We start from the raw sequence: 21,110 nt of genomic DNA, 5'->3' as shown, positions 1-21,110 counted from the left end.
ATTCTTAATCCGCCTGCTTACGCAGGAAGGCCGGAATATCCAGATAATCTGGCTCTTTGTTAGTCTGAGGGCTTTGATCGTTAACCACTTTTGCAGCAGGTTTCTGTTCCTGCGGCAGCGGCGACATACCGTGCTGCTGGTAACGATGGTCCATCACAGGCTGAGAAGACTGCTTGTTAGTCACCAGCGTGATTTCTGGACGCTTGTCCATGCCGATACCGGTTGCCACCACGGTAACGCGCAGTTCGTCGTTCATTTCTGGATCGAGTGATGTACCGATAACCACGGTGGCATTGTCGGAGGCGAAGGCACGGATGGTGTTACCCACGGTTTCGAATTCGTCGAGACGCAGATCGAAGCCGGCGGTAATGTTAACCAGCACGCCGCGTGCACCAGAAAGGTCAATATCTTCCAGCAGCGGGCTGGAGATTGCCATTTCTGCTGCTTCTTCCGCACGATCTTCACCGCATGCCACGCCGGAGCCCATCATCGCGTAGCCCATTTCGGACATAACGGTACGCACGTCAGCAAAGTCAACGTTCATCAAACCCGGACGGGTGATCAGTTCGGCAATACCCTGCACGGCACCTTTCAGTACGTCGTTCGCCGCACCAAATGCATCAAGCAGGGAAATTCCGCGGCCCAGAACTTTCAGCAGCTTGTCGTTCGGGATAGTGATCAGTGAATCGACATGCTTAGACAGTTCAGCGATGCCCTGCTCGGCAAACGCCATGCGTTTTTTGCCTTCGAAATTAAACGGCTTGGTCACCACGGCAACGGTCAGGATGCCCAGCTCTTTCGCCACTTCGGCAACAACAGGCGCAGCACCTGTTCCCGTACCGCCGCCCATACCGGCAGCGATAAACACCATGTCCGCACCATCCAGTGCCTGACGCAGTGCTTCACGATCTTCTTCGGCAGAGTTACGGCCGACTTCCGGGTTTGCACCCGCGCCCAGACCTTTGGTAATTCCGTTACCAATCTGGATTGTCTGGCCTACTGCGGTTTTGCGCAGGGCCTGAGCATCTGTATTTACCGCGAAGAACTCAACGCCTTCGATACGTTCACGCACCATATGCTCTACGGCATTACCGCCGCCGCCGCCGACGCCGATGACTTTAATCACCGCGTCATTGGTTAATTCCATAGGTTCAAACATAATTTCTCTCCGTTTATGTGCCTGTTCGCCTGGAGATCACTAATACTAATAAGACTAGCATGATCTCTATGGTAAAAATTAAAACTCTTTTCTCAGCCAGCTGTTGATTCTCTTGAACCAGTTACCCACTGAGGCTCTTTTTTCTACTTCTGCTTCACCGCTGAGGTGAGATTCTTTTCCGTAGTGCAGTAAGCCAACCGCCGTTGAGTAGTAAGGCTCCTGCGCGTAATCCGTTAATCCTGTGATGTTTAACGGCTGTCCGATACGCACCTGCGTGTGGAAAACACGCTGGGCGCAAGCCGCCAATCCTTCAATCTGCGCCGCGCCGCCGGTCAGAACGATACCGGCCGCGAGGTGATGTTTAACGCCCTGCTGGCGAAGCTGTTCCTGCAATTGCAGGATTTCGTCGTTAACCAGATTCAGCAGCTCGGTGTAACGCGGCTCGATAACCTCAGCCAGCGTCTGACGCTGCAGGCTGCGCGGTGGTCGGCCACCCACGCTCGGTACTTCAACGTTTTCATCTTTGCCAACGATAGAACCAAGCGCACAACCGTGACGGACTTTAATCGCCTCGGCATCCGTTGGTGGTGTACCAAAAGCATAAGCGATATCGCTCGTTACCACGTTACCCGCATAAGGAATAACTTTGGTGTGACGCAGCGCGCCGCCGGTATAAACCGCAATGTCCATCGTGCCACCGCCGACATCCACCACGCAGACGCCCAGTTCACGCTCATCTTCGGTCAACACAGCAAAACTTGAGGCCAGCCCGGCAAAAATCAGCTGATCCACTTTCAGGCCGCAGCGTTCTACCGCTTTGACGATGTTCTTCGCCATATCGTTGTGGCAGGTGATCAGATGCACTTTTGCCTGCATACGCACGCCGGATAATCCAACCGGGTTCTTGATCCCTTCCTGATAGTCGATCGCGTATTCTTGCGGAATAACATGGAGGATGCGGTGTTCATCACGAACACGGACGGATTTCGCGGTGTGAACCACGTTTTCCACATCTTCCTGGGTTACTTCCTCTTCTGAAATAGGAACCATCCCTATTTCGTTCTGGCAGCTGATATGTTTGCCCGACAGCGCCAGATAAACCGAAGAAATCTGACAATCTGCCATTAGCTCAGCCTGGTCGATAGCGCGCTGAACGCACTTCACTACCGATTCCAGATCGTTAACGCCGCCTTTATCCATGCCGCGAGACGGGCAACTGCCCACCCCGATAATATTGACCATGCCATCGGGCAGGACTTCTCCTACCAGGGCGGCAACCTTCGCGGTGCCTATCTCGAGTCCAACTACCAGTTTTCTGTCCGTCGACTTGATCATTGTTGTTTAGCCTGTACCTGATTCTGTTGCTGATGACTTTCAGCGCTAGTAATGAGTTCGGGTGTCCATCCTACTGCCGCGCCAGAGTCATAACGCAGGTCCACGTAGCTGATACGCTTGTTTTCCGCCTGGCCCTGCTGTTTCAGAGTCGGGTAGAGATCGATAAAGCGTTTTAACCGCTTCATATCTTCACTACGCCCCAGCTCCAGGCGGGTATCATCATCTAACACCAGCTGCCATGACCGACGCGCAGTCATTGACGCAGCCTTTAACTTAAACTTGCTCGCCGCCAGGACATCCCGCATCTGGTGGTAGCCGGTCAACACTTCCGTTTCGCTCCCTTCCGGGCCATACAGCAGCGGTAACGCTTCTTTATCCTGATGGCTGGCCGGAACGCTGAACGATTTCCCGTCGGCATCAACCATGTGCACATCATTCCAGCGCGCAACCGGCACATACTCAACCAGATGAATCTTTAATTCGTCCGGCCACTGCTTGCGCACGCTCACCTGTTGTATCCACGGCAGACGTTCGATCTGCTGCTGGATAATGTCCACATCCTGCGACATAAAGGTGCCGGGTTCGCCAAGCGATAAAATAGCCTGACGGATATCATCATTCCTGGTGTAGTGGGTTTGCCCCGTTACTACCAGCTTCGATAACGGCAGTCTTGATGCATCGTTCATCCACTTCAATACAACAAAACCGCCGGCCAGCATGGTGCCGATAACCATCAGCAAAAACAGTATCCCGGCCAGGCGTGAGCCATTGCTACGCCCGGTTCGCGCTTTCTCCTGCGCCTCGCGGTTTCGAACATTTAACGCCGCCTGAGACATATCAGTCGGCCAGTTCCAGAATATGTACTACCAGCTGTGAGAAACTCAGGCCAGCCTGCTTAGCCGCCATCGGTACCAGGCTGTGGCTGGTCATCCCTGGCGAGGTGTTCACCTCAAGCAGGTAGAAACGACCGTCACCGCCCATCATCACGTCAACACGGCCCCAGCCGCTGCATCCCAGTGCGCGCCATGCGGCGATCACCAGCTGGCTCAGCTCTGCTTCCTGCTCATCGTTTAATCCTGACGGGCAGAAATATTGCGTATCATCAGAAATGTACTTCGCCTGATAGTCATAAAATTCGCTGGCTGCCTGAATGCGGATAGACGGCATAATCTGGTCGCCGATCACCGCAACGGTGTATTCCGGACCGCTGAGGAAGGCTTCAACCAGCACTTCGTCATCGTGGCGGAAGGCTTCCACCAGCGCTGCATGCAGCTGAGAAGCATGGTTCACGCGGGAAATCCCCACGCTGGAACCTTCACGGCTTGGCTTCACAAACAGCGGCATACCCAATGCAGCAATGCTGTCAGCGACCTCACCGTCGATACCGGCATCCATCTGCTTGCGGGTTAACGCCACATACGGCGAAACCGGCAGCCCACAGCCCTGCCAGAGGAACTTACTGCGCAACTTGTCCATGGTAATCGCTGATGCCATCACGCCACTGCCGGTGTAAGGAATATCCAGGAACTCCAGAACGCCTTGCAGCGTGCCGTCTTCGCCACCGCGACCGTGCAGAGCAATAAAGGCTTTGGTGAAGCCCTGTTCTTTCAGGCTCAAAACAGGAACATCACGAATATCTACCGGATGTGCATCCACGCCCGCTTCTTTCAGTCCGGCCAGCACGGCCGCACCTGATAACAGAGATACGTCACGCTCTGCGGACGTTCCACCCAGCAATACCGCTACTTTATCAGCCATGATATTCCTCTTCTTTCGTCTGCGGTTGTAACTTCAGCTCTGCCAGTTTGCGGGCAATACGCCCAACGTTTCCTGCGCCCTGCACCAGAATCAAATCATTGCCGGAAAGCTTCGGCAGCAGGGTTTCCAGTACGGCGTCATGATCGGAAACCAGAATCGGGTCTACTTTGCCGCGGCCGCGAATCGTGCGGCACAGTGACCGGCTATCGGCCCCGGGAATGGCGGTTTCACCGGCAGAATAGACGTCCAGCATCAGCAATACATCGACCTGCGACAGCACGTTAGCGAAATCGTCATACAGATCGCGAGTACGCGTGTAGCGATGCGGCTGGAAAATCATTACCAGGTTTTTGTCCGGCCAGCCCGCGCGTGCGGCTTTAATCGTCACGTCAACTTCGGTCGGATGATGTCCATAGTCATCAACCAGCATCGCTGTACCCGCCTGACCATTGGCTTCTGCCAGCGGGTATTCGCCGAGGAAGTCAAAGCGACGTCCGGTGCCCTGGAAGCTTTCCAGCGCGCTGAGGATATCTTCATCCTCAATGCCTTCTTCTGTGGCAACCGCCACGGCAGCAGCGGCATTCAGCGCGTTATGGCGGCCCGGCGCGTTCAGCGTGACGTGCATGAGCGGCTTATCGTGGCGAACCAGCGTGAAAATGCCCTGTGCGCCACGCTGTTCGTAATTTTCAACCCGCACATCGGCATCATCGCTGAAGCCGTAGGTGGTGATCTGGCGGCCAACCCGCGGCAGCAGATCGCGGATTACGGCGTCATCAATACACAGCACCGCACGGCCGTAAAACGGCAGGTTGTGCAGGAAGTTAATAAACGTCTGCTTTAAATTCTCAAAGTCGCCCTGGTACGTGTCCATATGGTCGGCTTCGATATTGGTAACAATCGCCACCATCGGCTGCAGATGGAGGAATGACGCATCACTCTCATCCGCTTCAGCAATCAGGTAACGGCTGCTGCCCAGGCGAGCATGGGTGCCTGCGGCTTTAACCAGCCCACCGTTGACGAATGTCGGGTCCAGTCCGCCTTCGGCATAAATGCTGGAAACCATCGCCGTGGTGGTGGTTTTTCCGTGGGTTCCGGCGATCGCAATGCCGTGGCGGAAACGCATCAGCTCGGCCAGCATCTCTGCGCGGCGGATCACCGGGATACGTGCTTCACGGGCAGCCACCACTTCCGGGTTATCCTGTGCCACCGCAGTCGACACCACTACCACGCTGGCGTCGCTGACGTTTTCCGGGCGGTGGTTGAAATAGATCGTTGCGCCCAGCGCGCTCAGATGCTGGGTCACCGCATTCGGTGCCAGGTCGGAGCCGCTGATTTCATAACCTTCATTCGCCAACACTTCGGCAATACCGCCCATGCCGGCACCACCGATGCCAACAAAATGGATGTGCCGGACGCGACGCATCTCGGGCACGATAGAACGCAGTTTTGCCAGTTGTTGTGTATTCATCTCTTCTTTGCCACACCTGTGTTTCTTTGAATCGGGTAATCCCGACTCTGCAAATAGTGTTTACAGCGCCGCTTTGCTGACTTCAGCAGCGACGCGCTCTGTCGCATCCGGGATGGCAACGGCGCGGGCCTTTTCGGCCATCTGCAGCAGCGTTGCGCGATCCCAGCCTGCCAGCGTTGAGGCAACCGTTTCAGCGGTAAACTGCGGCTGCTCATAAATTTTTGCGGCACCGGACTGCTCAAGCGGTAGCGCGTTCCAGTACTGCTGGCGATCTTTATGCTGGAACGGAACGAAAATCGCCGGTAATCCTGCCGCCGCGACTTCGCTGACGGTTAACGCACCGGAGCGACATACCACAACGTCCGCCCAGGCATAGGCTGCGGCCATATCATCAATAAATTCGGTGACTTTATGCTGGGTCTGCCCCACCTGCGCATACGCCTGGTTAACGCTGTCCAGCGCACCCTTGCCGACCTGATGCCATAACGTAATGCTGTCGCCCAGAATCGCAGCCACCTGTGGCAGAGTCTGATTCAGTACGCGCGCACCCTGACTACCGCCGATCACCAGGACTCGCACCGGGCCATCGCGACCGGTCAGACGTTCTGCCGGTAACGGCAGCGCCAGCACGTCGGTACGCACCGGGTTACCGACGACTTCCGCATTCGGAAACGCGCCCGGGAACGCCTGCATCACTTTTTTGGCAATTTTTGCCAGCCACTTGTTGGTCAGCCCGGCAATACCGTTTTGCTCATGCAGCACGACCGGAATCCCGCAGCTCCAGGCCGCCAGGCCGCCGGGACCGGAAACATAACCGCCCATTCCCAGCACCACATCCGGCTGCCAGCGTTTCATTATCGCCCGCGCCTGGCGCCAGGCGTTAAAGATCCGCAGCGGTGCAGCCAGCTGCGCCTTGATACCTTTACCGCGCAGTCCGCTAATGCGGATAAACTCGATGTCGATTCCGTGTTTTGGCACCAGATCCGCTTCCATTCGGTCTGCGGTTCCCAGCCAGCGCACCTGCCAGCCCTGTGCCATCAGATGGTGCGCAACTGCCAGCCCGGGGAAAACGTGCCCCCCGGTTCCACCGGCCATCACCATCAGTCGCTTTCCACTCATCGACTAACCTCGCGTAAACGCCTGGGCTTTTGCCAGACGCGTTTCATAATCAATACGTAACAACAGCACGATGGCAGTCGACATAATAATCAGACTCGATCCACCGTAACTGATCAGCGGCAGCGTCAGGCCTTTGGTCGGTAACATCCCCGCCGCAGCGCCAACGTTAACCAGAGCCTGGAAGCTGAACCAGACGCCGATTGAGCACGCCAGAAAGCCCGAAAATCGCTGATCGATCTCTAACGCCTTGCGCCCGATGGACATCGCGCGAAAAGCGACGAAGAATACCATTAACAACGCGAAAACCACACCGATATAACCCAGTTCTTCCCCAATAATCGAGAAGATAAAATCGGTATGTGCCTCGGGTAAATATTCCAGTTTTTGCACCGAGTTCCCAAGGCCCTGGCCCCAGAATTCACCGCGACCAAATGCCATCAGCGACTGGGTTAACTGGTAGCCGCTGCCGAACGGATCTTCCCACGGGTTCCAGAACGATGTGACGCGTCGCATACGGTACGGTTCCGCCACAATCAGCAGGCAAACGGCAAAAATCCCGGAGCCGATGATCGCCAGGAACTGCCATAACTTCGCTCCCGCAAGGAAAAGCATCGCCAACGTAGTAACAAAGAGCACCACCACGGTTCCCAGGTCAGGCTGCGCCAGCAGCAGCACGGCCAGCACCACCATCACGCCCATTGGCTTACAGAAGCCCCAGAAGTTATGGCGAACCTCTTCAACTTTGCGCACCAGATAGCTGGCCAGATAGCAAAACAGTGACAGCTTTGACAGCTCCGCAGGCTGAATACGCAGCGGCCCGAGGGCAATCCAGCGCGATGCACCGTTCACCGAGCTTCCCACCACCAGTACCACCAACAGCATAAAAATCGTCACCATCAGCATGATATTGCTGTAGCGCTGCCAGAAGGCCATTGGCACCCGTAGCGTGACCAGCGACATGCCGAACGCCAGTGCAATATAGAACGCATCACGCTTGGCGAAATAAAACGGATCGTCTGAGAGGCGCTGCCCCACCGGCATGGATGCCGACGTCACCATCACAAAGCCGATAATCGCCAGGCCAAAGGTCAGCCACAGCAGCGTTCGGTCGTACAGCACCATTGAGTTGGTATCGCTTTCGCGCGATCCCATCACCCAGCCCTTCAGGCGATCGGAAATGCCACCGGCAAGGCTCAGACCGGGAAATCGCATCAGCCCATCTCCTGTGCCAGCTGGGCAAACAGGTCGCCGCGCTGCTCAAAGTTTTTGAACTGATCGAGGCTGGCACAGGCGGGTGACAGCAGCACCATATCGCCCGATGTCACCTGAGTGGCAATCTGCGCCATCGCTTCAGCCATCGTGTTTGTTTGTACGGAAATTTCCGGCCGCAGCGCCGCCAGCTCAGCACCATCACGGCCAAAGCAGTAAACGCGAATGTTATCGCCCTGCAGGAACCGGGTCAGCGAACTGAAATCGGCGGACTTGCCGTCGCCGCCCAGCAGCAGCCAGAGCGTGCCGGCAACCTGTAAACCATTCAGCGCCGCCTCGGTACTGCCGACGTTGGTGGCTTTAGAGTCGTTAATCCAGCGCACACCGTTATTTTCACGCACCAGCTGGAAGCGATGCGCCAGCCCGGCAAAGGTCGTCAGCGCCTTCAGGCTGGTCGCACGCGGCAGGCCAACGGCATCGGCCAGCGCCAGCGCGGCCAGCGCATTGGTGTAGTTATGCTGGCCCGTCAGGTTCATTTCCGCAGTATTCAGCACCTTCTCACCTTTAACCCGCAGCCAGGTACTGCCCTGCTGGCGATTGAGATGGTAGTCGCCAACGTCCACGCCGAAGCTGACGCAGCGCGGGTCTGCACCGCGTACCGGCATGGTCATAGCGTCATCCGCGTTGACCACGCACACCGCAGCGTTTTCATAAATTCGTAACTTAGCCGCACGATACTGCTGCATGCCCAGCGGGTAGCGGTCCATATGATCTTCAGTCACGTTGAGGATCGTTGCCGCCGCCGCGTGCAGGCTGCTTGTGGTTTCCAACTGGAAGCTGGAGAGCTCCAGTACGTACAGCTGCGCCGGTTTATCCAGCAGCATCAGCGCCGGCAGGCCGATATTGCCGCCAACCCCCACCTGCCAGCCGGCGGCCTCGGCCATTTCACCGACCAGCGTGGTGACGGTGCTTTTACCGTTCGAGCCGGTAATGGCGACAATCGGTGCCTGAGCCTCGCGGCAGAACAGTTCGATATCACCGACAATTTCAACGCCCGCTTCCGCTGCATCCATCAGCGCAGGATGCGCCAGCGCCATTCCCGGGCTGGCGACTATCAGGTCAGCGTCCAGAAGCCAGCTGTCGTTCAGCGACCCCAGCCAGCGTTCAACCGCCGCCGGGAGTTTTTCCAGCCCAGGCGGAACGACACGGGTATCCATCACGCGCGGCGTGACGCCACGCGCTAAAAAGAAATCAACACAGGAAAGGCCGGTCAGGCCCAGCCCGATGATGACAACTTTTTTACCCTGATAGTCAGCCATGATTAACGTACCTTCAGCGTTGCCAGGCCAATCAGCACCAGCATCAGTGAAATAATCCAGAAGCGCACAATCACGCGCGGCTCCGGCCAGCCCTTCAGTTCGTAATGGTGATGAATCGGTGCCATGCGGAAAATACGCTGGCCGCGTAATTTAAACGAGCCGACCTGCAGGATAACGGACAGGGTTTCAACCACGAACACACCGCCCATAATCACCAGCAGGAATTCCTGACGCAGCAGCACGGCGATAGTCCCAAGCGCACCGCCGAGGGCCAGCGAGCCGACATCGCCCATAAAGACCTGAGCCGGGTAAGTGTTAAACCACAGGAATCCAAGCCCGGCACCGACAATAGCGGTACAGACAATCACCAGCTCACCGGCATGGCGCAGATAAGGAATATGCAGGTACTCAGCAAATTTCACGTTACCGGTCGCCCAGGCCACCAGCGCAAAACCTGCCGCAACGAACACCGTTGGCATAATGGCCAGGCCATCCAGGCCATCGGTCAGGTTAACGGCGTTACTGGTGCCGACAATCACAAAGTAGGTCAGCAGCAGATAGAGCAGACCCAACTGCGGCATCACGTCTTTAAAGAACGGCACCACCAGTTGAGTGGCGGGCGTGTCTTTGCCAATTGCGTACATGGCAAAGGCAACCCCTAGCGCAATCACTGACTGCCAGAAGTATTTCCAGCGAGCAATCAGCCCCTTGGTATCTTTACGTACCACCTTACGGTAATCATCCACAAAGCCGACGATGCCGTAACCCACCAGCACAAACAGCACGCACCAGACATAAGGGTTAGAAGGATACGCCCACAGCAGAACGGAAATGGTGATCGAAGTCAGGATCATAATCCCGCCCATGGTCGGCGTGCCGCGCTTGCTGAAGTGCGACTCCGGGCCATCATTACGCACGACCTGGCCAAATGACATTTCCTGCAGGCGGGCGATCATCCGTGGACCCATCCACAGCGAGATAAACAGTGCGGTCAGCAGGCTGACAATGGCGCGAAACGTCAGATAGGAAAAGACGTTAAAGCCAGAATATAAAGAGACCAAATGCTCGGCCAGCCAGACTAACATGCGCCTTTCTCCTGTAAGGTGCGTACGATCTGCTCCATTGCAGAACTACGCGATCCTTTGACTAATACGGTTATCTTTTGATGTTCAGAAAGCAGCGCCAGCGCGCGAGCGCTAAGTAATGCCTTTTCACTGAAATGCTCCCCAACGCCGCTGGCATCACTGATGTCATGGCTGAGGCTGCCTGTACTTAAAACTTTATCAATCCCGGCCAGGCGAATCGCTTCACCGACCTGACGATGGCATTCGGCGGCTTCCGCCCCCAACTCACCCATGTCACCGACGATCATCACACGGTAGCCAGGCATTTCACCCAGCACCTGTGCGGCTGCCGTCATTGATCCGACGTTGGCGTTGTAGCTGTCATCCAGCAGCAGCCGATCGTCATCCAGCACAATAGGGAACAGGCGGCCCGGAACGGCCTGCAGCGAACCCAATCCCTGACGAATGGCGCTGAGCGGCGCGCCTACCGACAGGGCCAGCGCAGCGGCGGCCAGCGCGTTGGCAATATTATGACGGCCCGGCAGCGGCAGCGTGATATCGATCTCACCCTGCGGCGTATGCAGCACGAAGAGCGTTCCGCGAGTGCTGAAACTCACCTTGCTGGCATAAAAATCGCTGTCGGCCTGCTGCTCCGGCGAAAAGCGCCAGACGGTTTTGCCCTGAAGCGACGGCTGCCAGTGCGGCCAGTCATTGCTGTCGCTGTTGATAATGGCGGTGCCGTGCAGCGGCAGCCCGTTGAAGATTTCGCCTTTAGCTTTTGCTACTCCGGCAAGGGAACCAAAGCCTTCAAGATGCGCTGCGGCCAGATTATTGACCAGCGCGGCTTCAGGGCGGGTTAATTCGGTGGTGTAGTCGATCTCGCCCTGGTGGTTCGCACCCAGTTCAATCACCGCATACTGATGTTCCGCCGTCAGGCGCAGCAGCGTCAACGGCACGCCGATGTCGTTATTCAGATTGCCCGCGGTATAGAGCGTTTCTCCGCATTCGCGCAGGATCGCGGCGGTCATCTCTTTGACGGAGGTTTTACCGGAGGAGCCGGTCAGCGCCACCACGCGGGCAGAAGACTGCTGACGCACCCAGCCGGCAATACGGCCAAGCGCGAGGCGGGTATCGGCAACCACGACCTGTGCGACCTCTACTGGTAAGCGCTTACTCACCAACAGCGCTGAAGAACCGGCTTTAACCGCATCCTCGGCGAAGTCATGCGCGTCGAAGCGCTCACCCTTCAGCGCAATGAACAGACAACCGGCGGTATTTTTCCGGGTGTCGGTAGTCACTGCGTCGATGGTGGCATCGTTACCGAACAGCGTTCCTCCGGTGATGTCTGCCAGTTGCTTGAGGCTAATGGCGATCATGCCACCACCCCCAGCAGCCGCGCGACGGTGACCCGGTCGGAATAATCAAAACGCTGCTGGCCGATGATTTGATAATCTTCGTGGCCTTTACCCGCCACCAGCACGATGTCACCTTCCTGCGCCTGCATCACGGCGTTAGTGACCGCTTGCGCACGTCCAAGAACAACGCGAGCCCGGCTCGGGTCCAACAGGCCGGTAAGCACATCGGCCACAATCGCCGCCGGATCTTCACTGCGCGGGTTGTCGTCGGTGATCACCACCACATCGGCAAACTGCTCGGCGATAGCCCCCATCAAAGGACGCTTGCCTTTGTCACGGTCGCCGCCGCAGCCGAACACGCACCACAGCTTGCCTTTACAATGCAGTCGAGCCGCAGCCAGTGCTTTTTCCAGCGCATCAGGGGTGTGTGCATAATCCACCGCCACCGTCGGTTTGCCCGGCGCAGTGAACACTTCCATACGACCGGTCACCGGCTGTAGTTGGTTTGCGGTTGCGGTCAACGCGGCCAGGGGATAATCCAATGCCAGAAGAGTCGCCAGCGCCACCAGCAGGTTGCTGACGTTAAAGGCCCCCATCAGGCGGCTTTCAAATTCACCGTTGCCCCAGCTGGAGGCAAACTTCACGCTCGCGCCGCCGTCGTGATACTGCACCTCGGTCGCTTTTAACCAGCGCCCGTGGCAGTCAGACTGCAAATTATTTTCCATGGTCACGGCAACAGCATCAGGTAGCTGCTGCAACCAGCGGCGGCCAACTTCATCATCTGCATTGATAATGGCTTCGCCCACCTGATGCTCGGAGAAAAGCAGCCATTTTGCTGCTTCGTAGCGGGCCATATCACCGTGATAGTCCAGGTGATCGCGGCTCAGGTTGGTAAATGCCGCTGCGGCAAACGGCAGCGCGGCAACGCGGTGCTGCACCAGACCGTGAGAAGAGATTTCCATTGCCGCCAGCGTCGCGCCTTTTTCCAGCAGCGACGCCAGCTGATGCTGAACATCAACCGCTGAACCGGTGGTATTTTCCGCTGCGGCCAGTTGGCCGTACAGACCGTTACCCACGGTCCCCATCACCGCACCGGTTTCGCCCAGCAGCTGTGCCCACTGTGCCAACAGCTGTGTCGTGGTGGTTTTTCCGTTGGTTCCGGTCACGCCGATGAGCTTTAACTTTTCACCGGGCTGCTGATAGAAGCGCCCGGCCAGCGCAGACAGGCGCTGGGAAAGCTGCGACAGGTAAATCACCGGCACGCCGTGCATTTCCACCACGCTGCCATCTTCGGCTTCGCCATCGGCGTCAGCAATCACCGCCGCTACCCCCTGGGCTATCGCCTGAGGGATAAAACGACGGCCATCAACCGCATGTCCTTTAATCGCGACAAAGAGATCGCCGGAAGCCGCCACGCGGCTGTCCAGTGTCATTTCATTCAGCGTGCGCGCGGGCAAACCGGTCACCCAGGGTGCCAGTAAGTCGTGCAGATTACGATCGGTCACGCGATCCCTCACTCTTATTAGTTACCATCTCGTTTTTGTCACTGGTCGGTAGCGCATCCGGTTCAACGTTCATGGTGCGCAGCACGCCACCCATAATCGCGCCAAATACCGGTGCAGAAACCGCACCACCGTAATATTTGCCGGCCTGCGGATCGTTAATCACCACCACCAGCGCAAAACGAGGGTTGCTTGCCGGTGCCACACCGGCGGTATAAGCAATGTATTTATTGACGTATTTGCCATCCGGGCCGACTTTTTTCGCCGTACCGGTTTTAATCGCAATACGATAGCCTTTAATGGCCGCCTTCACCCCGCCGCCGCCAGGCAGCGCCACGCTCTCCATCATATGCACCACGGTGCGAACGGTCGCTTCAGGGAAGACGCGTTGACCCGCCACAGGGGGGTCAACTTTGGTGATCGACAGCGGGCGATACACGCCGTAGCTGCCGATGGTTGCATAGACTCGCGCTAACTGTAACGGCGTTACCATCAGCCCGTAGCCGTAAGAGAAGGTGGCCCTCTCTATGTCAGACCACCGTTGTTTTTGAGGATATAAGCCACTGCTTTCTCCGACCAACCCCAAATTGGTCGCTTTGCCAAAACCAAAGCGCGCGTAGGTATCTACCAGCGCATTGGATGGCATCGCCAACGCCAGGCGAGAAACCCCAACGTTAGACGACTTCTGGAGCACCCCGGTCAGGGTGAGTTCACTGTAACGCGCCACGTCTTTGATTTCGTGGCCGTTAATTCGGTAAGGAATCGTATTCAGCACGCTATTTTCACGCACCACACCACGCTGCAGTGCGGTCATCACCACCATCGGCTTCACCGTGGAACCCGGTTCGAAGATGTCGGTAATCGCCCTGTTACGCATCACATCTTTGGTGGTGCCGGAAAGGTTATTCGGGTTATACGCCGGGCTGTTGGCCATCGCCAGGACTTCGCCGGTGTTCACATCAACCAGCACCGCAGTACCTGATTCAGCCTTGTTAAACGCCACCGCGTTGTTCAGCTCGCGGTACACCAGCGCCTGCAGACGCTCGTCGATACTCAACGCGAGGTTATGCGCAGCCTGGCTATCTACGGAGGAGATATCTTCAATCACTCGTCCATTGCGGTCTTTACGCACCGTCCGCTCACCGGGCTGGCCGGTCAGCCATTTATCAAAACTTTTTTCAACACCCTCAATGCCCTGGCCATCAATATTGGTAAAACCAATCAAATGGGAAGTCACCTGCCCTGCCGGGTAGTAACGGCGAGACTCTTCGCGCAGATAGATGCCAGGAAGCTTGAGTTTTTTGATGTAATCGCCAATCGCTGGATTGACCTGGCGTGCCAGATAGACAAAACGCCCATTGGGATTCGCGTTAACGCGCGTTGCCAATTGATCGAGAGGAATGGATAGTGCATCTGAAAGCGCTTTCCAGCGGCTATCGAGTGTAATACCACCCTTGTCGTGCAGCTCTTTCGGGTCAGCCCAAATGGCATTGACCGGCACGCTAACCGCCAGCGGACGCCCGGCGCGATCGCTGATCATACCGCGTGAGGTCGGTATCGCCTGCACGCGCAGGGAACGCATATCCCCTTCGCGCACCAGCCGGTCTGGATTGATCACCTGCAGATAGGCAACACGCAGCAGCAGTCCGACTAACGCCAGGAAAATACCGCCGCACAGCAACGCAAAACGCCAGCTAACGAAGCTGGCCTTATCTTCCGTGCGTTTCAGTTTCTGCGTTTTGCCTGCGGCTCTCATTGAGTCCGTGTTTCCTTATTGCTGTACCACAATATTTTCTTGAGAAGGATCAACGTGCTGCAGTTGAAGTTTCTCTGTTGCTATCCGCTCCACACGACTGTGATCGCCCAGCGCATTCTCTTCAAGGATCAGGTTGCGCCATTCAATATCCAGCGCGTCACGTTCCAGAACCAGCTGCTCACGCTGAGCGGTAAGCAGACGCGTTTTGTGCGCGGTCGTCACCACCAGTACCGATGAGACCAGCACCGAAATCAGCAGGATCAGCGGGATCTTACCGTGGCGTAACAGGTCACCACCGATAACGCCGGGTAAACTGTGACGCTCATTGCCGATCATGACGCTGTTCTCTCCGCAATACGCAGTACGGAACTGCGCGCACGTGGGTTTTCAGCGGTCTCCGCTTCACCCGGCATCATTTTGCCCAGCGCTTTCAGCTGACGGCCGCCAAGGCTGCTAAGCTGCGCTTCGGTCATCGGCAGGCCGTGTGGCACCTGCGGTCCGCGACTCTGCTCGCGCATAAAACGCTTCACGATACGGTCTTCCAAAGAGTGGAAGCTGATAATCGACAGCCGTCCACCCGGTGCCAGCGCGCTAAGCGCCCCTTTTAGCGCCTGTTCAATCTCTTCCAGCTCGCTGTTAACCCATATGCGGATCGCCTGGAAGCTGCGCGTTGCCGGATGCTTAAACTTATCTTTCACCGGCGTTGCGGCATAAATCACATCGGCCAGTTCTTTTGTTCGGGTCATCGGCTCTACGCGATTGCGTTCTACAATCGCCCGAGCAATGCGTTTGGCAAAGCGCTCTTCACCAAAGGTTTTCAGAACAAAAGCGATATCGCTCTCGTCGGCCTGCAGCAGCCATTCTGCCGCTGATTGCCCGCGCGTTGGGTCCATACGCATATCCAGCGGTCCATCACGCATAAACGAAAAACCGCGCTCCGCATCATCCAGCTGCGGGGAGGAAACACCAAGATCGAGCAAAATTCCATCGATTTTGCCGCTCAGCCCACGCTCGGCCATGTACTCTGCCAACGCTGAAAACGGGCCATGAATGATGCTAAAACGCGGATCGGTAATCTCAGCAGCGGCTGCTATAGCTTGCGGATCGCGGTCGATAGCATAAAGACGTCCATGATCGCCTAACCGGGAGAGGATCAGGCGTGAGTGTCCGCCGCGCCCGAAGGTGCCATCAATATAGATGCCGTCAGATTTAATATTGAGGCCGTTAACCGCCTCATCCAACAGCACCGTGGTGTGATTAAAAGTATCCTGCATAGCTATAACGACAAATCCTGCAACCGCTCAGACAAAGGCTGCTGAGAGGAATGCTCTGCGTCTATATCATCCTTGACTTGTTGATACCAGGTCTGTTCATCCCACAGCTCAAACTTGTTGAACTGCCCAACCAGCATCACTTCTTTAGTCAGGCCCGCGTGTTGACGAAGGGTGTTCGCCAACAACAAGCGACCTGCACTGTCCATCTGACATTCACTGGCATGACCCAGTAACAGGCGCTGCACGCGCCGCTCTGCCGGGATCATGCTGGATAAACGAGACAGCTTTTGTTCGATAATTTCCCATTCGGGCAGCGTGTAAAGCAGCAGGCATGGCTGGTGGAGGTCAATGGTACAAACCATTTGCCCCTGAGACTCCTCGATCAGCGTATCGCGATAACGCGTTGGTACGGCAAGCCGACCTTTGCTGTCGAGATTAACTAACGTTGCCCCGCGGAACATGCCAGTCTGCTCCCCCAGTTACCCCAAAACACCACTTTACACCACAAATTCCCACTAAAAGAGTTTACGGAGCGAAGGAAAACATTGTCAAGCCGCAGTCATGGCAGAAAGGCATTATTTCTCAGAGGAATAAAATGCGGAGAAGTTAAAAACAAACCACCTGAAGAGAGCACCGGAGAATAAACTAATGAATAGTGGCAGGAAATTTGCCCAGCCATTTAAATTGCTCAAAAATATACCACTCAGAGATAAAAGAAAATAAGTGCTCAGCTTTGCGACGCGGGCTGCATTTTAGGGTATTTCCGAGGCTTTTCCCAGTACGACGCAGGCATGGCGCAGCTAACAACATCGAACGTTCACAGAATTATTATTATTCGCTAGCTTATTAAATCAGCGGTGCAACTTTTTCTGTCTCATTTACTTATATTTACTAAATACCTATAAGATGAATCTCAAATACAAGATAAATTTGCCATCTTATGCTACGCCCTCAGAGAGTTACTCAGAGTAAATGCATGGATATCAAAAAGGCAGCCTTAGCTGCCTTTTTCTCTCTGAATAGTTAGAGCGCTTTACGATTTAAACGCCCGCGACGATAAAGATTACGCCGAATACGCGTCAGGCCGGGTTTCGGTTTACGCGGCTCATCAAGACTTGCTAATACTAACTCCAGAACGCGTTCCGCAACGTCGCGATGCCGCTGGCCCACAGCCAGTACCGGGCATTCCAGGAAATCGAGCAGTTCGTGGTCACCGAAAGTGGCAATCGCCAGATCCTGCGGTAGTCGTCCTTCCGATTTCAGCGTCACGTCCATTACCCCCTGCAGCAGACCGAAAGAGGTGGTGAACAGCGCCTCCGGCATGTCGTGCGTTTCGAGATACTTTTCAAATAGCGCAGCGGCGGCATGGCGCTCAAAGCTGTTGGCATAGACGAAGTCGATCTGTCGTTCATCGCCCTTCCACGCATCGCGGAAACCCAGCTCTCGCAGGAAGCTAACTGACAGTTCCGGCAGCGCGCCGAGGAACAGCACCGATTTAACCGGCAGTTTGCGCAGTTCAGCAGCCAGCGCCTGAGCATCGTCCTGATCGGCACCAACCACGCTGGTAAAGTGTTCGCGATCCAGCGCACGGTCCAGAGCAATAATCGGTAACGGATCGTTGATCCAGCGCTGATAGAACGGATGCTCCGGCGGCAGCGAGGTTGAAACGATAATCGCATCAACCTGGCGCTGAAGCAGGTGCTCCACACAGCGCATTTCGTTATCCGGCTGATCTTCGGAACAGGCAATAAGCAGCTGGTAGCCGCGCTGACGCGCCTGGCGTTCCAGGTAATTCGCTATTCGGGTATAGCTGGTATTCTCCAAATCAGGAATAACCAGTCCTATTGATCGGGTACGGCCGGCACGAAGCCCCGCCGCTACCGCGTTCGGATGGTAATTATGCTCACGCACCACCGCCATCACCTTCTCGACGGTTTTATCGCTGACACGATACTGCTTTGCTTTGCCGTTGATGACATAGCTTGCTGTCGTGCGTGATACACCGGCCAGGCGGGCAATTTCATCCAGTTTCACAATAACCCCACACTTCTGTCGCGTATCTGCGGCCAATAGCCACAGTACATCTATGGATAAGTCGTTTATAACATCTAACCGCAGAATAGTTTAGCGGGCAACAGCTTTTCATCAGTGGCGGGGGCAATTGAGCAAAAAATAAAAAAACCCGGCATTACGCCGGGTTAGCAGACTGTCTGTAAAATCGTCAGCGACGATTAGCGCATGATGCGCTCGCCGCGTGCCACGCCAACGATACCTGAACGCGCAACTTCAACAATTTCCGCGACTTCGCGCACGGTGCTGAGGAAAGCGTCGAGCTTATCGCTGGTGCCGGCAAGCTGAACCGTGTAAAGCGAAGGTGTCACATCCACGATCTGGCCACGGAAAATTTCCGCACTGCGTTTAACTTCTTCGCGGCCGTAACCGGTCGCCTGGATTTTCACCAGCATGATTTCGCGCTCAACAAACGCGCCCTGACCCAGCTCGCTAACGCGCAGCACATCGACCAGTTTATGCAGCTGCTTCTCAATCTGCTCCAGCACTTTTTCATCGCCGACGGTTTGAATCGTCATGCGCGACAGCGTTGGATCGTCAGTCGGTGCAACCGTCAGGCTTTCAATGTTGTAGCCGCGTTGGGAAAACAGACCCACCACGCGGGACAATGCGCCGGATTCGTTTTCCAGCAGAACCGATAATACACGACGCATAATTAAGTCCTCTCCGTTTTGCTCAGCCACATTTCATCCATAGCGCCACCGCGAATATGCATCGGGTAAACGTGTTCGGTGCCATCTACATTCACGTCCACAAACACCAGACGTTCATTACGCACCTGCTCCAGCGCCTCGGCCAGCTTCGATTCCAGCTCTTCCGGACGGTTGATAGAGATGCCCACGTGGCCGTAAGCTTCAGCCAGACGTACGAAATCAGGCAGAGATTCCATGTACGACTGTGAGTGGCGGCCAGAATAAATCATATCCTGCCACTGCTTCACCATGCCCAGGAAACGGTTGTTGAGGTTCAGCACCAGCACCGGAATACCGTATTGCAGGGCGGTAGACAGCTCCTGAATATTCATCTGGATACTGCCGTCACCGGTTACGCACACCACGGTTTCCTGCGGCAGCGCCAGCTTCACGCCCAGCGCGGCAGGCAGACCGAAGCCCATCGTGCCCAGACCGCCGGAGTTGATCCAGCGACGCGGTTTGTCAAACTGATAGTAAAGCGCAGCAAACATCTGGTGCTGACCCACGTCAGAGGTAACATAGGCATCGCCTTTGGTCAGGCGGCAAATGGTTTCGATAACCGCCTGCGGCTTGATTTTATCGCTGGTGCGATCGAACTCCAGGCACTGACGCGCGCGCCACTGGTCAACCTGCTGCCACCAGTCGCGCAGACTGTCATAGTTTTGCTGCGCGTCGCTTTGCGCCAGCAGTTCCAGCATCTGCTGCAGAACCAGCTTCGCATCACCGACAATCGGTACATCCGCTGCCACGGTTTTGGAAATTGATGTCGGATCGATATCAATGTGCAGCACGGTGGCATTCGGGCAGTATTTTGCCAGGTTATTAGTTGTACGGTCATCGAAGCGCACGCCAACGGCAAAGATCACGTCGGAATGGTGCATGGTCATGTTCGCTTCGTAGGTGCCGTGCATGCCCAGCATGCCCACGCACTGGCGATGCGTGCCGGGGAAGGCTCCCAGTCCCATCAGAGAGGTGGTAACCGGTACGTTAAGTTTTTCCGCCAGCTGACGCAGCTCATCATGACAGGCGGCGTTAATCACGCCACCACCGGCATAAATCACCGGCTGCTTCGCCGCTAACAGCGTTTGCAACGCACGTTTAATCTGACCTTTATGACCCTGCGTTGTCGGGTTATAAGAACGCATGCTGACTTCTTCCGGCCAGACATAAGGCAGTTTATTCGCCGGATTCATCATATCTTTCGGCAGATCGACAACAACCGGGCCAGGACGACCGCTCGCCGCCAGCCAGAAGGCTTTCTTCATGATGGTCGGAATTTCTTCAACGCTTTTCACCATAAAGCTGTGCTTCACGACCGGGCGCGAAATCCCCACCATGTCGCACTCCTGGAAGGCATCGTAGCCAATCAGAGAGGACATCACCTGGCCGGAAAGTACAACCATTGGAATGGAATCCATATAGGCCGTAGCGATACCGGTGATCGCATTCGTCGCGCCAGGGCCGGAGGTCACCAGCACGACACCGACATCGCCGGTTGCGCGCGCATAACCATCCGCCATATGCACTGCGCCCTGCTCGTGGCGGACCAGGATATGGTCAACACCACCAACGGTTTGCAGAGCGTCATAAATATCAAGGACCGCTCCACCGGGGTAGCCGAATACATGTTTTACGCCCTGATCGATTAACGATCGGACCACCATCTCGGCTCCTGACAACATCTCCATCTTTGCCTCCAGGCTTTAAGGTACTGAGTTATCCGACAGCAGCATTTCTTTAACTCGCTGAGCCCGCTGCCAGATAAGATCAAAACCCGTGTTTTATATGCTCAGAAATTGGAAGTCATTTCCAAAATCCAGGTACAGGGCAGAACCCTGGTCATTTTTTTGGTTTGAGGTTATGCCGATTACCATAACCGTAGAAAACCTGGCAGGCAAACGGCAAACCACACACAGGGTGCGGAAAGGGATGATTAAGGCTCTGCCCCGCAGCCTCTGCTATCGACAATAACACTGAATATAAAGCGTTATAAAAGCTGAATGTACTGCACTTTAGTTAATTATCAGCGC

General features: G+C 55.8%; 18 protein-coding genes. All 18 read right to left on the bottom strand.

The annotated features are described in order from the left end of the window. Nucleotides 1-4: 4 nt before the first annotated feature. The 18 genes from ftsZ to ilvI all read right to left on the bottom strand — a co-directional run bounded on the left by ftsZ (nt 5) and on the right by ilvI (nt 20,768). The gene (ftsZ, locus tag IBT46_RS07920; protein WP_105595357.1) at nt 5-1,159 is read right to left on the bottom strand and encodes a cell division protein FtsZ; all 1,155 of its coding nucleotides are present in this window, start codon (nt 1,157-1,159) and stop codon (nt 5-7) included. Between the two features lie 78 nt (nt 1,160-1,237). Next, nucleotides 1,238-2,494, bottom strand: coding sequence for a cell division protein FtsA (gene ftsA / locus IBT46_RS07915; RefSeq protein WP_105595356.1), 1,257 nt, complete (start codon nt 2,492-2,494; stop codon nt 1,238-1,240). Further along, complete coding sequence (ftsQ, locus tag IBT46_RS07910; RefSeq protein WP_200545180.1) at nt 2,491-3,330, bottom strand: cell division protein FtsQ; 840 nt, start codon at nt 3,328-3,330, stop codon at nt 2,491-2,493. Before ftsQ ends, ftsA begins: the two co-directional genes overlap by 4 nt. Nucleotide 3,331: 1 nt before the next feature. Then, nucleotides 3,332-4,252, bottom strand: coding sequence for a D-alanine--D-alanine ligase (locus tag IBT46_RS07905; protein ID WP_200545179.1), 921 nt, complete (start codon nt 4,250-4,252; stop codon nt 3,332-3,334). After that, nucleotides 4,245-5,720: a UDP-N-acetylmuramate--L-alanine ligase gene (gene murC, locus IBT46_RS07900; RefSeq protein WP_105595353.1), complete on the bottom strand. Its 1,476-nt coding sequence runs from the start codon at nt 5,718-5,720 to the stop codon at nt 4,245-4,247. Before murC ends, IBT46_RS07905 begins: the two co-directional genes overlap by 8 nt. Nucleotides 5,721-5,780: 60 nt before the next feature. Then, entirely contained in the window at nt 5,781-6,839 is a 1,059-nt protein-coding gene (murG, locus tag IBT46_RS07895) for an undecaprenyldiphospho-muramoylpentapeptide beta-N-acetylglucosaminyltransferase (RefSeq protein WP_200545178.1), read from the bottom strand. 3 nt (nt 6,840-6,842) lie between these two features. Next, entirely contained in the window at nt 6,843-8,051 is a 1,209-nt protein-coding gene (ftsW, locus tag IBT46_RS07890; RefSeq protein ID WP_200545177.1) for a cell division protein FtsW, read from the bottom strand. After that, a complete protein-coding gene (gene murD, locus IBT46_RS07885; protein ID WP_200545176.1) occupies nt 8,051-9,367 on the bottom strand; it encodes a UDP-N-acetylmuramoyl-L-alanine--D-glutamate ligase in 1,317 nt (438 codons plus the stop codon). Before murD ends, ftsW begins: the two co-directional genes overlap by 1 nt. A 2-nt stretch (nt 9,368-9,369) precedes the next feature. Further along, the gene (gene mraY / locus IBT46_RS07880; protein WP_105595349.1) at nt 9,370-10,452 is read right to left on the bottom strand and encodes a phospho-N-acetylmuramoyl-pentapeptide-transferase; all 1,083 of its coding nucleotides are present in this window, start codon (nt 10,450-10,452) and stop codon (nt 9,370-9,372) included. Further along, nucleotides 10,446-11,807, bottom strand: a complete 1,362-nt coding sequence (gene murF / locus IBT46_RS07875; RefSeq protein WP_200545175.1) for a UDP-N-acetylmuramoyl-tripeptide--D-alanyl-D-alanine ligase — start codon at nt 11,805-11,807, stop codon at nt 10,446-10,448. Before murF ends, mraY begins: the two co-directional genes overlap by 7 nt. Next, complete coding sequence (murE, locus tag IBT46_RS07870; RefSeq protein ID WP_200545174.1) at nt 11,804-13,291, bottom strand: UDP-N-acetylmuramoyl-L-alanyl-D-glutamate--2,6-diaminopimelate ligase; 1,488 nt, start codon at nt 13,289-13,291, stop codon at nt 11,804-11,806. Before murE ends, murF begins: the two co-directional genes overlap by 4 nt. After that, nucleotides 13,278-15,044, bottom strand: coding sequence for a peptidoglycan glycosyltransferase FtsI (locus IBT46_RS07865; protein ID WP_200545173.1), 1,767 nt, complete (start codon nt 15,042-15,044; stop codon nt 13,278-13,280). The genes murE and IBT46_RS07865 overlap by 14 nt, the downstream gene beginning before the upstream one ends. 15 nt (nt 15,045-15,059) lie before the next feature. Beyond that, the gene (gene ftsL, locus IBT46_RS07860; protein WP_105595345.1) at nt 15,060-15,380 is read right to left on the bottom strand and encodes a cell division protein FtsL; all 321 of its coding nucleotides are present in this window, start codon (nt 15,378-15,380) and stop codon (nt 15,060-15,062) included. Then, complete coding sequence (rsmH, locus tag IBT46_RS07855) at nt 15,377-16,318, bottom strand: 16S rRNA (cytosine(1402)-N(4))-methyltransferase RsmH (RefSeq protein WP_105595344.1); 942 nt, start codon at nt 16,316-16,318, stop codon at nt 15,377-15,379. The genes ftsL and rsmH overlap by 4 nt, the downstream gene beginning before the upstream one ends. Nucleotides 16,319-16,320: 2 nt before the next feature. Beyond that, nucleotides 16,321-16,779 (bottom strand): division/cell wall cluster transcriptional repressor MraZ, encoded by a 459-nt coding sequence (mraZ, locus tag IBT46_RS07850; protein ID WP_105595343.1) that lies wholly within the window; start codon nt 16,777-16,779, stop codon nt 16,321-16,323. Nucleotides 16,780-17,341: 562 nt separating this feature from the next. Continuing rightward, complete coding sequence (gene cra / locus IBT46_RS07845; RefSeq protein WP_105595342.1) at nt 17,342-18,352, bottom strand: catabolite repressor/activator; 1,011 nt, start codon at nt 18,350-18,352, stop codon at nt 17,342-17,344. 197 nt (nt 18,353-18,549) lie between these two features. Beyond that, on the bottom strand, nt 18,550-19,041 hold the full coding sequence (gene ilvN, locus IBT46_RS07840) for an acetolactate synthase small subunit (RefSeq protein WP_105595341.1): 492 nt from the start codon (nt 19,039-19,041) through the stop codon (nt 18,550-18,552). Between the two features lie 2 nt (nt 19,042-19,043). Then, nucleotides 19,044-20,768, bottom strand: coding sequence for an acetolactate synthase 3 large subunit (gene ilvI, locus IBT46_RS07835; protein WP_200545171.1), 1,725 nt, complete (start codon nt 20,766-20,768; stop codon nt 19,044-19,046). Between the last annotated feature and the right edge of the window lie 342 nt (nt 20,769-21,110).

This window comes from Erwinia sp. S38 (assembly GCF_016624545.1).
GTDB classification, from domain to species: Bacteria; Pseudomonadota; Gammaproteobacteria; order Enterobacterales; family Enterobacteriaceae; genus Erwinia; species Erwinia coffeiphila.
Note: the sequence above shows the minus strand (reverse complement) of the source record. Positions and strands in the feature narration are given on the sequence as shown.

What these genes read in the sequence shown, in the direction of transcription:
- ftsZ (WP_105595357.1), bottom strand. Translation starts at nt 1,159, where the DNA reads ATGTTTGAACCTATGGAATTAACCAATGACGCGGTGATTAAAGTCATC.
- ftsA (WP_105595356.1), bottom strand. Translation starts at nt 2,494, where the DNA reads ATGATCAAGTCGACGGACAGAAAACTGGTAGTTGGACTCGAGATAGGC.
- ftsQ (WP_200545180.1), bottom strand. Translation starts at nt 3,330, where the DNA reads ATGTCTCAGGCGGCGTTAAATGTTCGAAACCGCGAGGCGCAGGAGAAA.
- IBT46_RS07905 (WP_200545179.1), bottom strand. Translation starts at nt 4,252, where the DNA reads ATGGCTGATAAAGTAGCGGTATTGCTGGGTGGAACGTCCGCAGAGCGT.
- murC (WP_105595353.1), bottom strand. Translation starts at nt 5,720, where the DNA reads ATGAATACACAACAACTGGCAAAACTGCGTTCTATCGTGCCCGAGATG.
- murG (WP_200545178.1), bottom strand. Translation starts at nt 6,839, where the DNA reads ATGAGTGGAAAGCGACTGATGGTGATGGCCGGTGGAACCGGGGGGCAC.
- ftsW (WP_200545177.1), bottom strand. Translation starts at nt 8,051, where the DNA reads ATGCGATTTCCCGGTCTGAGCCTTGCCGGTGGCATTTCCGATCGCCTG.
- murD (WP_200545176.1), bottom strand. Translation starts at nt 9,367, where the DNA reads ATGGCTGACTATCAGGGTAAAAAAGTTGTCATCATCGGGCTGGGCCTG.
- mraY (WP_105595349.1), bottom strand. Translation starts at nt 10,452, where the DNA reads ATGTTAGTCTGGCTGGCCGAGCATTTGGTCTCTTTATATTCTGGCTTT.
- murF (WP_200545175.1), bottom strand. Translation starts at nt 11,807, where the DNA reads ATGATCGCCATTAGCCTCAAGCAACTGGCAGACATCACCGGAGGAACG.
- IBT46_RS07865 (WP_200545173.1), bottom strand. Translation starts at nt 15,044, where the DNA reads ATGAGAGCCGCAGGCAAAACGCAGAAACTGAAACGCACGGAAGATAAG.
- ftsL (WP_105595345.1), bottom strand. Translation starts at nt 15,380, where the DNA reads ATGATCGGCAATGAGCGTCACAGTTTACCCGGCGTTATCGGTGGTGAC.
- rsmH (WP_105595344.1), bottom strand. Translation starts at nt 16,318, where the DNA reads ATGCAGGATACTTTTAATCACACCACGGTGCTGTTGGATGAGGCGGTT.
- mraZ (WP_105595343.1), bottom strand. Translation starts at nt 16,779, where the DNA reads ATGTTCCGCGGGGCAACGTTAGTTAATCTCGACAGCAAAGGTCGGCTT.
- ilvN (WP_105595341.1), bottom strand. Translation starts at nt 19,041, where the DNA reads ATGCGTCGTGTATTATCGGTTCTGCTGGAAAACGAATCCGGCGCATTG.
- ilvI (WP_200545171.1), bottom strand. Translation starts at nt 20,768, where the DNA reads ATGGAGATGTTGTCAGGAGCCGAGATGGTGGTCCGATCGTTAATCGAT.